Here is a 13177-nt window from a genome sequence, read left to right on the forward strand (position 1 = left end):
CTCCCTCTTTCCCCTCGCGCGCCATCCCGCTACAGGCCCGCCATGGAGCATCCCGACAACATCCTCATCGTCGATTTCGGCAGCCAGGTGACCCAGCTGATCGCGCGTCGCGTGCGCGAGGCGGGGGTCTATAGCGAGGTCGCGCCCTTCCAGTCCGCCGCCGAGGCGTTCGCGCGGCTGAAGCCGAAGGGCGTGATCCTGTCGGGCGGCCCGGCGTCGGTGGTCGATGCGAACAGCCCGCGCGCGCCGCAGGAGATCTTCGACGCGGGCGTCCCCGTGCTCGGCATCTGCTACGGACAGCAGGTGATGAACACCCAGCTTGGCGGACGCGTCGAAAAGGGCATGTCGGGCGAGTTCGGGCTGGCGTTCGTTCAGGTCGACCAGACCTGCGCGCTGTTCGATGGACTATGGCAGGCCGGCGAGAAGCATCAGGTGTGGATGAGCCACGGCGATCATGTCGCGGGGCTCGCCCCCGGCTTCGCGCCCGTCGCCTCGTCGCCCGGCGCGCCGTTCGCGATCACCGCCGACGAGGCGCGGCGCTTCTACGGCATGCAGTTCCACCCCGAGGTCGTCCACACCCCCGACGGTGCGAAGCTGATCGCCAATTTCGCGCGTCACGTCTGCGGGCTGGCGGGCGACTGGACGATGGCCGAGTTCCGCAGCGTCAAGATCGCCGAGATCCGCGCGCAGGTTGGTGACAAGCGCGTGATCTGCGGCCTATCGGGCGGCGTCGACTCGGCAGTCGCGGCGGTGCTGATCCACGAGGCGATCGGCGAGCAGCTGACCTGCGTGTTCGTCGACGGCGGCATCCTGCGCGAGGGCGAGGCCGAGCAGGTCGTCGGCCTGTTCCGCGGCGCCTATAACATCCCGTTGGTGCACGTGCAGGCCCAGGATCTGTTCATGGACGGGCTGGCCGGCGTCACCGACCCGGAGGCGAAGCGCAAGTTCATCGGCAAGACCTTCATCGACGTCTTCGAGGCCGAGGCGAAGAAGATCGGCGGCGCGGACTTCCTCGCGCAGGGCACGCTCTACCCGGACGTGATCGAGAGCGTCAGCTTCACCGGCGGCCCGTCGGTGACGATCAAGAGCCACCACAATGTCGGCGGGCTGCCCGAGCGGATGAACATGAAGCTGGTCGAGCCGCTGCGCGAATTGTTCAAGGACGAGGTCCGCGCGCTCGGCCGCGAGCTGGGGCTGCCCGAGGTGTTCGTCAACCGCCATCCGTTCCCGGGCCCGGGCCTCGCGATCCGCATCCCCGGCGAGGTGACGCGCGAGCGTTGCGACATCCTGCGCAAGGCCGATGCGATCTATCTCGAGGAAATCCGCAACGCCGGGCTGTACGACACGATTTGGCAGGCGTTCGCGGTGCTGCTGCCGGTGCGCTCGGTGGGAGTGATGGGCGACGGACGAACCTATGACAGCGTGCTGGCGCTGCGCGCGGTCACCTCGGTCGACGGCATGACCGCGGAGGCGTTCGAGTTCCCGGGGGGCTTCCTGCCGCGGGTCGCGACGCGGATCATCAACGAGGTGAAGGGCGTCAACCGCGTCACCTACGACTACACCTCCAAGCCGCCCGGCACGATCGAGTGGGAATGATCCGGACTCGCGATCCCGTGGGGCGGAATCGCGACCGGGTCATTTGGCGTCGCAAGACGCCGATGGGCCACGAGCGCTGACGTGGCAGAGTCGCGGCCTCATTTTCGAAATCGCAAGATGCCGCTGAGCCGGAACGGTTGATGTGGCAGGATAATGAATAGGCAACGCCGTTCAGCGTAAAGCCCATCCGCCTTTGCGAGCGTAGCGAAGAAATCCAGGGCGCGTCGTGGTCCGGCGCTGAATTGCTTCGCCACGCTCGCAATGACGGCATGGTGGTCGCGGCCTTCCAACCGTGCCACAATCGCCGCGACCACGATGGAATAGTTGATGATCGCCGCCCTCCTGTCGCTCGCCCTGCAAGCCGCGCCCGCGCCGCACCTCCCCGACACGCCGTCGTTCCGCGGGCAGGGGCAGATGGCGCTGTTCGACATGATCTGTGGACGAGTCTTCCCCGACGAGGGGCGGATCGCGACCGCGATGGCAAAGCTCCCCGGCGTCCGCACGTTGAGCCCGGCCGAACTGCGCACCTATCTCAAGGATGATCCCGGGCGCGGCTGGATCATGCCCGCAGGCACCAGCCGGATCGTCGTGACGCTGGAGGCGCCGCCGATCCGCTCCTGTGCGGTGCGCATGACCAATACCGACGGCGTGATCGACGAGGGCAAGTGGCAGCAACTGCTCACCGCGGCGCAGGCACGCAGCGGCGGCGGGTTCCTCACACTGCCGCCGCAGACCTTCGCGGTCGGCGACATTCGCTCGCAGGCCAGCGGTGTCCAGAAGCAGGGCGCCGGCGGCACGGCGGAAGCGATCTACCTGATTCGCAGCACACCCGTGAAACCGGGCTTTGCGACCGAGATCCGCATGGTGCGTCAGCTCGTGACGCCGCAGCGGCGCTAGCCGGCATGTGGACGATGCGATCATGGTGTCCGATCGTCTCCTTGTGCGGTTTGACCCTTGGCTGTGCTGCACCGGCCGCCGGCACGCGGTTCGATGTCGCGCTGCGCGAAACAGGCGCAACGTGCATCACCACGTTCGAGGGACGTGACCTCACCAATGCCGAACTGCTGGAAATTGCCCGTGCAAGGGTGCGGAAGACGCCCGAGGCACAGGTCGCCACGAAGACGGTCGAGACGCCGTGGCGGTGCGTCGCCGGCTTGATCTATACGTTGCAGACGGCGGGGTTCAAGAAGATCAATTTCGCCGCGCTGCCTTCCGCGCGCCGCTAGCCGGCGATCTCCCCATGTGCACGGATCGAACCCTCATGCCCGTTACCCTCTACGGCATCCCCAATTGCGACACCGTCAAAAAGGCGCGCACCTGGCTCGCTGACCGCGATATCGCCTACACGTTCCACGACTACAAAAAGTCTGACGTCGACGAAGCAGCGCTCGACGCATGGATAAGGCAGCTCGGCTGGGAGCCGCTGCTCAATCGTGCCGGCACCACCTTTCGCAAGCTGCCCGACGCCGACAAGGCCGACCTCGATACCGCGAAAGCGCGCGCGCTGATGATCGCGCACCCGTCCACGATCAAGCGCCCGGTGCTTGTCGATGGTGAGCGCATCGAGGTCGGCTTCAAGCCGGAACGCTATGCCGCACTGTTCGGCTGATCCGCTTCGTCGTTGACCGCGCGCGCGCGGAAACCTAGGAAAACCGCCCGTGCCCCCGTAGCTCAGCAGGATAGAGCGACGGTTTCCTAAACCGCAGGCCGTGAGTTCGAATCTCGCCGGGGGCACCACACCTGCGACGGAGCAAGACGTGGCGCGTGCGCTCGGCCTCGATTTCGGCACCACCAACACCGTCGTCGCGCTCGCCGAGGACGATGACGCGCGGCTGGTCGAGTTCACCGGCAAGGAAGCGACCGGCGCGGTTTTCCGCTCGGCCTTGTGCTTCTGGGAGGACGAACAAGGCTGGAACGGCGTTGCCAGCGAGGCGGGGCCGTGGGCGATCGCCGAATATCTGGAGGCACCGCTCGACAGCCGCTTCGTCCAGTCGTTCAAGACCGTCGCCGCCAGCCCGTTATTCGAGCGGACGACGATCTTCAACCGCCAGATGCGCTTCGAGGATCTCGGGCGGCTGCTGCTCCAGAAGCTGGTGCGCCATGCCGGCGGGCAGCTCGACGATCGCCCCGCGCGCGTGATCGTCGGACGGCCGGTCGAATATGCCGGTGCGCGCCCCGATGAGGCGCTGGCGAGGGCCCGCTACGACCTGATGCTGCGCGAGTTCGGCGCCGAGGTCCATTATGTCTACGAACCGCTCGGCGCGGCGCACAGTTTCGCGGCGCGGCTGACCGAGCCGGCGACGATTCTCGTCGCCGATTTCGGCGGCGGGACGACCGACTTCTCGCTGGTGCGCGTCGCCGCACCGGGGGCGGAGCGGCGCTGCGTCCCACTTGCCTCGACCGGCGTCGGGATCGCCGGCGACCGCTTCGACCAACGGATCGTCTCGCAGCTGGTGCTGCCGCTGCTGGGCAAGGGCGGGCAATATCGCTCGTTCGGCAAGGTGCTCGACATCCCCGGCGGCTTCTTCAACGACGTCGCGGACTGGTCGCGGCTGGCGATGATGCGCAATCGCCGCACGCTTGAGGAATTGCGCAAGCTGCAACGCGACGCGCTCGATCCCGATGCGATCGGGCGGATGATCGCCTTGGTCGAGGAGGAGCAGGGCTTCCCGCTCTATGACGCGGTCGGCCGGCTCAAGCGCGCGCTGTCGAGCGCCGATCATGCCGAATTCGCGTTCGAGGGCGGCGGGATCCGCATCGCCGCCGACGTTACGCGCGCCGATTTCGAGCGCTGGATCGCCGACGATCTCGTCCGCATCGAGGCCGCACTCGACGCCGCCTTGACGCGCGGCGGGGTGGAGGCCGGCGCGATCGACCGCGTGTTCCTGACCGGCGGGTCGTCGTTGATCCCGGCGATCCGCGCGATCTTCGGCCGCCGCTTCGGCGCGGATCGGATCGCCACCGGCGGCGAGCTGACCTCGATCGCGCACGGCCTCGCGCTGATCGGTGCCGAGCCCGACATCACGCCCTGGGAGGCGTGACGATGGTCTATACCGACATCGCAACGCGTACCTGGGATCATAACTGGCGGCTCGACCCGATCGTGCGCAGCCTGCTCGATACCGATTTCTACAAGCTGCTGATGCTCCAGCTGATCTGGCGGCGGCATCGCCATACCCACGCCACCTTCGCGCTCATCAACCGCACCCGCAGCGTCCGGCTGGCCGAGGTGATCGACGAAGCCGAATTGCGCGCGCACCTCGATCATGCGCGGGGGCTACGCTTCACCAAGAAGGAGTTGATCTGGCTGGCGGGCAACAGCTTCTATGGCGAGGCGCGGATGTTCGCGCCCGATTTCCTCGCCTGGCTCGCCGACTTCCGCCTTCCGGACTACGAGTTGCGCAGCGTCGACGGCCAGTTCGAGCTGCATTTCGACGGCCCGTGGATGTGCACGACGATGTGGGAGATCCCCGCGCTCGCGATCGTCAACGAGCTGCGCGCCCGCGCGGCGCTGCGCGGCAAGGGGCGCTTCACGCTCGACGTGCTCTATGCGCGCGCCAAGGCGAAATTGTGGGAGAAGGTCGAACGGTTGCAAGACCTGCCCGACCTCGCGCTGTCGGACTTCGGCACGCGCCGCCGCCACGGTTTCCTGTGGCAGCGCTGGTGCGTCGAGGCGCTCAAGGAGGGGCTGGGCAAGCGCTTCATCGGCACGTCGAACGTGCTGCTCGCGATGGATCACGATCTGGAGGCGATCGGCACCAATGCGCACGAGCTGCCGATGGTCGCCGCTGCGCTCGCGCCCGACGATGCCGCGCTCGCCGAGGCGCCGTATCGGGTACTCGACGAATGGCGGCAGGCCTATGGCGGCAATTTGCTGATCGCCTTGCCCGATGCGTTCGGCACCGCCGCCTTCCTGCGCGACGCGCCCGACTGGGTGGCGGACTGGACCGGCTTCCGCCCCGACAGCGCGCCGCCGATCGAGGCGGGCGAGCGGATCATCGCGTGGTGGAAAACGCACGGTCGCGACCCGCGCGAAAAGCTGCTGATCTTCTCCGATGGCATGGACACTGCCTCGATCGAGGCGACCTATCGCCATTTCCGCGGCCGGGTGCGGATGAGCTTTGGCTGGGGCACGAATCTCACCAACGACTTCCGCGGCTGCGACCCGGATGACGCGAGCGGGCTGGAGCCGATCTCGCTGGTCTGCAAGGTGGTGAGCGCCGACGGGCATCCGGCGGTCAAACTGTCCGACAATCCCGCCAAGGCGACCGGAACGCCCGAGGAAATCGCCCGCTATCTCCGCGTGTTCGGCGACGAGGCGCGCGCAGCGGTTCCGGTGGCGGTGTAAAACAGCTTACCGTTCGTGCTGAGCCCGTCGAAGCTCGTGTCCCAACGGCACGCCCTTCGACAAGCCCAGGGCGAACGGTGGACTTTAGAAACAAACGCGCCGCCGGTTCTGGGCAGCGGCGCGTCGTGTCAGTCGAGAAGCGTCAAGCCTTCACGTGCTGCGAGATGTACTTGTTCATCTCGAACATCGTGCACTTGTCCTTGCCGAACACCTTCTTCAGCTTGTCGTCAGCCAGGATCTCGCGCTTGTTTTCCGGGTTCTGCAGGTTGTTCGACTTGATATAGTCCCAAACCTTGCTGATAACCTGGCTGCGCGGCAGCTTCTCGTTGCCGACGACCGCGCCCAGCTCAGCCGAGGGCTGAACGGGGGCGTGAATACCGCCGGTCTTTGGGGTGGTAGCCATTGTAATCCTTCCCTTTGCGCCGGCCCGAGCGGACCGCGCACAGAATCACGCCTTTTTCAGCGCAGCGGGCTTGTGCGCCGCCTTTCCGCCGTTGTCACTCTCCACGAGATATTGCGGGTCATCCTTCGACGCCTTGACCTTGTGGCCCTTGATCGAGGTTTCGGACGTCAGCTTCTTCTCGACCGTGCCGTGTGCGGTGCCGCCGTGCGACTTCCAGGTCACGTCGTCACCCTTCTTCAGATTATCCGCCATCGTCCGTCTCCTTCGTTGCCGGGATGCAACCCGCGAAGGACATGACAGGTTGCGCTGGATCAATTCATGCTACAGCCGGCGTCGATACGAACGAGGACATGATGAACGACAAGGGTCAGGCGACGCCCGGCGACGGCGATCTGGTGGCGGAAGACGGCAAGATCGCGGTCCCCGACGACGTGGCGGAAGCGGTGCGGACGCTGCTGCGCTGGGCCGGTGACGATCCGGCGCGCGAAGGACTGGTCGACACCCCGAAGCGGGTGGCGCGGGCGTGGAAGGAATATTGCGCCGGCTACGGAGAAGATCCCGGGGTCCATCTGTCGCGGGTGTTCGAGGAAGTCGGCGGCTATGACGAGATCGTGTTGCTGAAGGACATTCCGTTCCAGTCGCATTGCGAGCATCACATGGCACCGATCATCGGCAAGGCGCACATCGCCTATTTGCCGCGCAACCATGTCGTCGGCATCTCGAAGCTGGCGCGCGTGCTCCATGGCTATGCGCGACGGTTGCAGGTGCAGGAGCGGCTGACCGCCGAGGTCGCCGACTGCATCTGGAACGGGCTCAGGCCGCTGGGCGTCGCGGTGGTGATCGAGGCGAGCCACGCCTGCATGACCGCGCGCGGCGTGCGCACCTCCGGCGTCAACATGGTGACGAGCCGGATGATGGGCGTGTTCCGCGACGATGACCGCAGCCGCAAGGAAGTGCTGTCGCTCATGGGGCTCGCCTGACCGCGATGCGGGTGCTGGTGACCGGGGGCGCGAAGCGGCTCGGCGCGGCGATCGCGCGCGCGGTCGCGGCGGCGGGGCATGAGCCCGTAATCCACTACGGCACGTCGCAGCAGGAGGCCGAGGCGCTGGCCGCCGAACTGGGCGGAGCGGCGGTGCAGGGCGACCTCTCCGATCTCGCCGACATCCGCGCGCTGTTCGCCCGCGCCTGCCAAGGGGGCGCGATCGACGGGCTGGTCAACAGCGCCTCGCTGTTCGACTATGATTCGCCCACCACCCCGGATGCGACGCTCGCCGCGCGGCTCCATGCAGTCAACGTCGTCGCGCCGTCGCTGCTCGCCGCTGCGCTGGCGGGGCAGGGGCGCGAGGGCGCGGTGGTCAACCTGCTGGACCAGAAGCTCGCCAATCCCAACCCCGACTTCTACACTTACACGCTCACCAAGGCCGCGCTCGCGCAGGCGACCGTGTTGATGGCGCAGGCCTTTGCGCCGCGCGTCCGCGTCAACGCGGTTTCACCCGGGCTGACGCTGCCGAGCGGTGATCAGACCGACGCCGACTTTGACGAGGTGGCGCGCGCCAATCTGTTGCAGCGCCCGGTCGGCGAGCAGGCGGTCGCCGAAGCGGTCGTCTGGCTGCTGCAGGCGCGCAGCGTCACCGGACAGAACATCTTCGTGGATTGCGGGCAGCGCTTCGTGAAGAGTCCGCGTGATGTGATGTTCGGAACCGATCATGGCTGACTATGCGATCATCCTCGACGATCTCGCGGTGCAGATGCGGCTCGGCATCCACCCGCACGAGGCCGCGCCGCAGCGCGTGCTGGTTTCGGTATGGCTGATGGTCGATTACCCGCAGACGCCGGGTGCGGACACGATCGCCGAGGTGCTCGATTACGACACGATCCGCGACGGCATTCAGGCGCTGGCGGCGGGCGACGGCTTTGCGTTGCAGGAGACGCTGGTCGAGCGCATCGCCGCCTTCTGCCTTGCCGATCCGCGCGTTCGCGAGGTGCGGGTGCGCTCGATGAAGCCCGACGTCTACCCTGACGCGCGCGTCGGCTGTGAGATCGTGAGGGTGCGGTAACGGCCAACACCGTCATTCCCGCGAAGGCGGGAATCCAGACGCGCAAATCCGTCGATAGGGGCGCAAACGTCCGAGGTTCCGGGTTCTCGCCTGCGCGGGAATGAGGGGGTGACACCCTGTCCTACACAGCCTCGTTCCTGATACGTTCTCCATCCAACCAAGGAGAACGTCAACCATGATCGACGACCTCATCGACGCGGTGATCGACCGCGAGGGCGGGTATGTGAACCACCCAGCTGACCGCGGCGGCGCGACGCGTTTCGGCATCACCGAGGCGGTCGCGCGCGCCAACGGCTATAGCGGCGACATGCAGCATTTCGCGCGCCCGGCGGCGGTCGCGATCTACCGTCGCCTCTATTGGGCCGCCCCCGGCTTCGACCGCATCGCCGCGCTCGCCCCGCGCCTGGCGGCCGAATTGTTCGACACTGCGGTCAACATGGGGCCGGCGGTCGCCGCGACCTTCCTGCAACGCGCACTTTCCGCGCTGAACCGTGGCGGCCGCGACTATCCCGACCTCGACTGCGACGGTCGGATCGGCGCGCAGACGCTCGACGCGCTGAGCCGCTTCCTCAAAATGCGTGGCAACACCGCCGAGACGGTGCTGATCCGCGCGGTCGAGGCGTTGCAGGGCGAACGCTACCTGTCGCTCGCCGAGCATCGTCCCGCCAACGAAGCCTTCCTCTATGGCTGGCTCGCCAACCGCGTCGGCGGCACGGAGCGCTGAGGATGCCGGTACTCGATTCGATCATCGCGCCCGTCGCCGGGCTGCTCGACAAGCTGATCCCCGATCCTCGCGCTCGTGAGGCGGCACAGCGCGAGCTGTTGCGGATGGAGGGCACGCAGGAGCTGGAACGCGTCAAGACGCAGATGGCCGCGATTCTCGCCGAGGCACAGGCGACCGATCCGTGGACCAGCCGCGCGCGGCCGGGCTTCCTCTACGTCATGTATGCGCTGCTGCTGTGGAGCATCCCGATGGGCCTGATCGCCGCCGTCCGCCCGCAGGCGGCGGCGGCGATCGCGCAGGCGATGAACGCCTATTTGTCGGGCCTGCCCGAGCCGCTCTACACGCTCTTCGCGACTGGCTATCTCGGCTACACCGTCGCGCGCGAATGGGGGAAGGCCAAGGCGAAATAGTCCTTGACCGTCATTACCGCGAGGGCGGGAATCCAGAACCCATGTCGTCTCGATAGAGGCGTGGCGGCAGCGCGTCTGGATCCCCGCCTCTGCGGGGATGACGGCGGAAGAAGACCCGTTATCCCGAGCGCGCCAGCCGCTGCGGGTCGGGGGGCAACCGCATGCTCGCGCCATGCGCGGCCTCCAGATATTCGGTCGCCATCGCATAATGCGCCTGGCACACCACCGGGTCTTCCGCCTCCGCGGCCAGCCGCAATTCGGCTTCGGCACGCGTCTGAAAATACAAGCGATCTTTATCGGTTATCATCGACGCACTCACTCTCCGCGCGTCATATGGTCGTTCGTTCGTGGCGATACCATCGCCGGCGTGCAAACTTTCATTGCCCTTGCCTGGGACACATCCGCGCCCCAAATCCTGCGCCTATGAGCGTTAACGATTCCTCCTCCATGCCGGTCTGGCATGGCACCACCATTCTTTCGGTACGGCGCGGCGGCAAGGTTGTCGTGATCGGCGACGGCCAGGTCTCGATGGGGCAGACCGTGATGAAGCCCAATGCGCGCAAGGTCCGCACGCTTGGAGACGGCAAGGTCATCGCCGGCTTCGCGGGCGCCACCGCCGACGCCTTCACCCTGTTCGAGCGGCTGGAGGCAAAGCTGGAGCGCCACGGCTATCACCTGATGCGCGCCGCGGTCGAGCTGGCCAAGGACTGGCGCACCGACAAATATCTTCGCAATCTGGAGGCGATGATGATCGTCGCCGACAAGGAAGTGACGCTGATCCTCACCGGCAACGGCGACGTGCTGGAGCCCGAGGCCGGGGTTGCCGCGATCGGCTCGGGCGGCAACTATGCGCTCGCCGCGGCGCGTGCTCTGGTCGAATATGAGAATGACGCCGAGGTGCTGTGCCGCAAGGCGATGAAGATCGCCGCCGAGGTCTGCGTCTACACCAACGACCGCGTCACGATCGAGACGCTGGACAGCACGACGTGATCCGGATGCCGTCACCCCTGCGCAGCTAGGGGCGACGGCTCACCTCATCCGCGTCTCAACATTCACAACATTCGCCGACCAAGGCTTTGAAACACCATGAATGATAATCTCACTCCCAAGGCGATCGTCGCCGCGCTCGACGCCCACATCATCGGGCAGCAGGACGCCAAGCGCGCGGTCGCCGTCGCGCTGCGCAACCGCTGGCGCCGCCAGCAGCTCGCGCCCGATCTGCGCGACGAGGTGACGCCCAAGAACATCCTGATGATCGGGCCGACCGGCTGCGGCAAGACCGAGATCAGCCGCCGCCTCGCCAAGCTGGCCGACGCGCCGTTCGTCAAGGTCGAGGCGACCAAGTTCACCGAGGTCGGCTATGTCGGCCGGGACGTCGAGCAGATCGCACGCGATCTCGTCGAGGAGGCGGTGCGGCTGGAAAAGGAACGCCGCCGCGTTGCGGTGAGGGACAAGGCCGAGGCCGCGGCGATGGACCGGTTGCTCGACGCTTTGGTCGGCAAGGACGCCAGCCAGGCGACGCGCGAGAGCTTCCGACAGCGCTTCCGCGACGGGCATCTCGCCGACAAGGAAGTCGAACTCGAGCTGCAACAGGCACCGGCGATGCCGTTCGAGCTGCCCGGCGGGCAGGGCTCGGTCGGGATGATCAATCTCAGCGAGATGATGGGCAAGGCGTTCGGCGGCGGGCCCAAGCAGCGCCGCAAGTTGCTCGTCCCCGCTGCCTGGGAGAAACTGGTCGAGGAAGAGGCGGACAAGCGGCTCGATCAGGACGAGGTCAGCCGCATCGCGCTGCAGGACGCCGAGGAAAATGGCATCGTCTTTCTCGACGAGATCGACAAGATCGCGGTCAGCGACGTGCGCGGCGGCTCGGTCAGCCGTGAAGGCGTCCAGCGCGACCTGTTGCCGCTGATCGAGGGCACGACCGTTTCGACCAAATACGGCCCGATGAAGACCGACCATATCCTGTTCATCGCCAGCGGCGCGTTCCACGTCGCCAAGCCCAGCGACCTGCTGCCCGAACTTCAGGGCCGCCTGCCGATCCGCGTCGAGCTGAAGGGGCTGACCGAGGACGATTTCGTCGCGATCCTGTCGGACACCAAGGCGTCGTTGCCCGCGCAATACAAGGCGCTGATCGCCACCGAGGGCGTCAACGTCAGCTTCACCGACGACGGCATCCGCGCGATTGCCAAGATTGCGGCGGAGGTGAACGGCGAGATCGAGAATATCGGCGCCCGCCGTCTCCAGACCGTCATGGAGAAATTGCTCGAGGAGGTCAGCTTCGATGCAGAGGATCGGCAGGGCGCGGCGGTAGTCGTCGATGCCGCTTATGTCGAGGCGCAACTGTCCGGCGTCGCCCGCAACTCCGACTTGAGTCGCTTCGTCCTCTAATCTAGGTCAGCCTCAGTGATCGCTGGGGGGCGGCATGAACGACGAACGCGACGCACTGATCCATGGTGCGTATCTGGCGGCCATGGACGACGGTCCGGAGGGCTGGACCCCATGGCTGCGGCGTGCATCGGAATGGGTCGGTGGCGCCGCGGGCTATCTCGCGATGGTCGATCGCGCGAAAGGGGCGCTGACGTGGAACACGATCCACCACGTCGACCCCGCCGGGCCCGCGCGATATGAGGCGGATCGTATGCACCTGCTTGATCCGCAGATTCCGGTGGTGGCGCGGCTCCAGCAGAGCAGCCTGTATCGCGACACGGACGTGCTCGATCGCGACGACCCCAAGGTGGCCGTGTATCTGCGCTGGATGGAAGCACACAGCCGCACCCGACATTTCATTACCTCGGCCTCGGTGATCGGCAACGGTCGCTGGGTCGGCGGGCTGTCGGTGCACAACGCCGTGTCGCGCGGTGCGATCGACGATGAGCAATGGCGACGACTCGCCTCGCTGGCGGGAACGCTGGAGCAGACGCTGACCTTCGGCGTGCTCCACGCCGAGAAGTTGCGCGAACAATGGTGGAGCGCGCGGCTCGATGCTGCGGGCGAACCCGCTGCTTTGCTCGACGAAAGTGGGGTGGTGCTGCGGGCGACGCCCGATTTCGAGCAGGCGCTGCGCCGTGACGATGGCCTGCGGATGGCCGGGGGGCGGCTCTTGGCGACCGACCCGGCCAGCCAGCGGCGTCTGGCTGCGGCGATCGCGCGCGCTACCGCCGCGCAGGGAGCGATCGCAGACGCGACGCGGATCGAGCGAAGCGATGATCGGCCCGGCTATGTGCTGTGTGCCTGGCCGCTGGTGGCGGAGCGTCGCGCGCTCGTGCCCGATCAGGCTGCGGCGCTGGTCACGTTGGTCGATCCGCTGGCAGCCCCCGTGTCTCGCGTCGCATTGTGGCGCGCCGCATTTGGATTGACCGCCCGCGAGGCCGATCTGGCAGAGCAACTTTTTTCAGGACGCACGCTGGAGGAAGCATCGGCCCCGCTGGGCATCACGATCAATACTATCCGTGTGCATTTGCGACAAATTTTTGCCAAAACGCATACTTCAAGACAGGCCGAGCTGATCCGTCTACTGTCCCGTTTTGGGTGATTTGGTGCGTTCAGGGGGATCATCTACTGCAAATGAGTTAAAGCCTGCCGAAAATTTCCGCCTTAGCAGGCCGGCATGGTTCGGCTGTGAACCAGTTGGTAGCTACT

The 13177-nt window shown here is 66.5% G+C and carries 17 protein-coding genes and 1 tRNA gene; 15 read left to right on the forward strand and 3 right to left on the reverse strand.

Annotated elements, in window-relative coordinates:
* Positions 1-42 precede the first annotated feature (42 nt).
* The 7 genes from guaA to pncB all read left to right on the forward strand — a co-directional run bounded on the left by guaA (position 43) and on the right by pncB (position 5944).
* Positions 43-1596, forward strand: a complete 1554-nt coding sequence (guaA, locus tag ACI2JO_RS14915; RefSeq protein ID WP_404721409.1) for a glutamine-hydrolyzing GMP synthase — start codon at positions 43-45, stop codon at positions 1594-1596.
* A 327-nt stretch (positions 1597-1923) separates the two neighbouring features.
* Positions 1924-2493 (forward strand): hypothetical protein, encoded by a 570-nt coding sequence (locus ACI2JO_RS14920; RefSeq protein WP_404721410.1) that lies wholly within the window; start codon positions 1924-1926, stop codon positions 2491-2493.
* A gap of 14 nt (positions 2494-2507) precedes the next feature.
* Positions 2508-2822: a hypothetical protein gene (locus ACI2JO_RS14925; RefSeq protein WP_404721411.1), complete on the forward strand. Its 315-nt coding sequence runs from the start codon at positions 2508-2510 to the stop codon at positions 2820-2822.
* Positions 2823-2857: 35 nt separating this feature from the next.
* Positions 2858-3205 carry an ArsC family reductase gene (locus tag ACI2JO_RS14930; protein WP_404721412.1) on the forward strand — a complete coding sequence of 116 codons (348 nt, stop codon included), beginning with the start codon at positions 2858-2860 and terminating at the stop codon, positions 3203-3205.
* Positions 3206-3256: 51 nt separating this feature from the next.
* Positions 3257-3333, forward strand: a tRNA-Arg gene (locus ACI2JO_RS14935).
* A gap of 20 nt (positions 3334-3353) precedes the next feature.
* Complete coding sequence (locus ACI2JO_RS14940) at positions 3354-4637, forward strand: Hsp70 family protein (RefSeq protein WP_404721413.1); 1284 nt, start codon at positions 3354-3356, stop codon at positions 4635-4637.
* Positions 4638-4639: 2 nt separating this feature from the next.
* Positions 4640-5944, forward strand: coding sequence for a nicotinate phosphoribosyltransferase (gene pncB, locus ACI2JO_RS14945; RefSeq protein ID WP_404721414.1), 1305 nt, complete (start codon positions 4640-4642; stop codon positions 5942-5944).
* A gap of 142 nt (positions 5945-6086) precedes the next feature.
* Here pncB and ACI2JO_RS14950 read toward each other — a convergent pair whose 3' ends face one another.
* Both ACI2JO_RS14950 and ACI2JO_RS14955 read right to left on the reverse strand, forming a co-directional pair.
* On the reverse strand, positions 6087-6347 hold the full coding sequence (locus ACI2JO_RS14950) for an SWIB/MDM2 domain-containing protein (RefSeq protein ID WP_404721415.1): 261 nt from the start codon (positions 6345-6347) through the stop codon (positions 6087-6089).
* Positions 6348-6392: 45 nt separating this feature from the next.
* A complete protein-coding gene (locus ACI2JO_RS14955) occupies positions 6393-6599 on the reverse strand; it encodes a DUF2945 domain-containing protein (RefSeq protein WP_333915926.1) in 207 nt (68 codons plus the stop codon).
* A 101-nt stretch (positions 6600-6700) separates the two neighbouring features.
* On the opposite strand from ACI2JO_RS14955, the gene folE reads away from it, so the two are divergent.
* The 5 genes from folE to ACI2JO_RS14980 all read left to right on the forward strand — a co-directional run bounded on the left by folE (position 6701) and on the right by ACI2JO_RS14980 (position 9538).
* Positions 6701-7327, forward strand: coding sequence for a GTP cyclohydrolase I FolE (folE, locus tag ACI2JO_RS14960; protein WP_404721416.1), 627 nt, complete (start codon positions 6701-6703; stop codon positions 7325-7327).
* 5 nt (positions 7328-7332) lie between these two features.
* Positions 7333-8061: an SDR family oxidoreductase gene (locus ACI2JO_RS14965; protein WP_404721417.1), complete on the forward strand. Its 729-nt coding sequence runs from the start codon at positions 7333-7335 to the stop codon at positions 8059-8061.
* Positions 8054-8404 carry a dihydroneopterin aldolase gene (locus ACI2JO_RS14970; protein WP_404721418.1) on the forward strand — a complete coding sequence of 117 codons (351 nt, stop codon included), beginning with the start codon at positions 8054-8056 and terminating at the stop codon, positions 8402-8404. The genes ACI2JO_RS14965 and ACI2JO_RS14970 overlap by 8 nt, the downstream gene beginning before the upstream one ends.
* A gap of 175 nt (positions 8405-8579) precedes the next feature.
* The gene (locus ACI2JO_RS14975) at positions 8580-9128 is read left to right on the forward strand and encodes a glycoside hydrolase family 108 protein (RefSeq protein ID WP_404721419.1); all 549 of its coding nucleotides are present in this window, start codon (positions 8580-8582) and stop codon (positions 9126-9128) included.
* Between the two features lie 2 nt (positions 9129-9130).
* Positions 9131-9538 (forward strand): 3TM-type holin, encoded by a 408-nt coding sequence (locus tag ACI2JO_RS14980; RefSeq protein WP_404721420.1) that lies wholly within the window; start codon positions 9131-9133, stop codon positions 9536-9538.
* Between the two features lie 118 nt (positions 9539-9656).
* Here ACI2JO_RS14980 and ACI2JO_RS14985 read toward each other — a convergent pair whose 3' ends face one another.
* Positions 9657-9845 carry a hypothetical protein gene (locus tag ACI2JO_RS14985; RefSeq protein ID WP_404721421.1) on the reverse strand — a complete coding sequence of 63 codons (189 nt, stop codon included), beginning with the start codon at positions 9843-9845 and terminating at the stop codon, positions 9657-9659.
* Between the two features lie 140 nt (positions 9846-9985).
* Here ACI2JO_RS14985 and hslV point away from each other — a divergent pair, with 140 nt between their 5' ends.
* From hslV to ACI2JO_RS15000, 3 genes are all read left to right on the forward strand, one after another.
* Positions 9986-10528 carry an ATP-dependent protease subunit HslV gene (hslV, locus tag ACI2JO_RS14990; protein WP_404721422.1) on the forward strand — a complete coding sequence of 181 codons (543 nt, stop codon included), beginning with the start codon at positions 9986-9988 and terminating at the stop codon, positions 10526-10528.
* 96 nt (positions 10529-10624) lie between these two features.
* Positions 10625-11926 (forward strand): ATP-dependent protease ATPase subunit HslU, encoded by a 1302-nt coding sequence (gene hslU / locus ACI2JO_RS14995; RefSeq protein ID WP_404721423.1) that lies wholly within the window; start codon positions 10625-10627, stop codon positions 11924-11926.
* A gap of 34 nt (positions 11927-11960) precedes the next feature.
* Positions 11961-13070, forward strand: coding sequence for a helix-turn-helix transcriptional regulator (locus ACI2JO_RS15000; protein ID WP_404721424.1), 1110 nt, complete (start codon positions 11961-11963; stop codon positions 13068-13070).
* Positions 13071-13177 lie beyond the last annotated feature (107 nt).

Source organism: Sphingomonas sp. NPDC079357 (assembly GCF_044901155.1).
Classification (GTDB): Bacteria; Pseudomonadota; Alphaproteobacteria; order Sphingomonadales; family Sphingomonadaceae; genus Sphingomonas.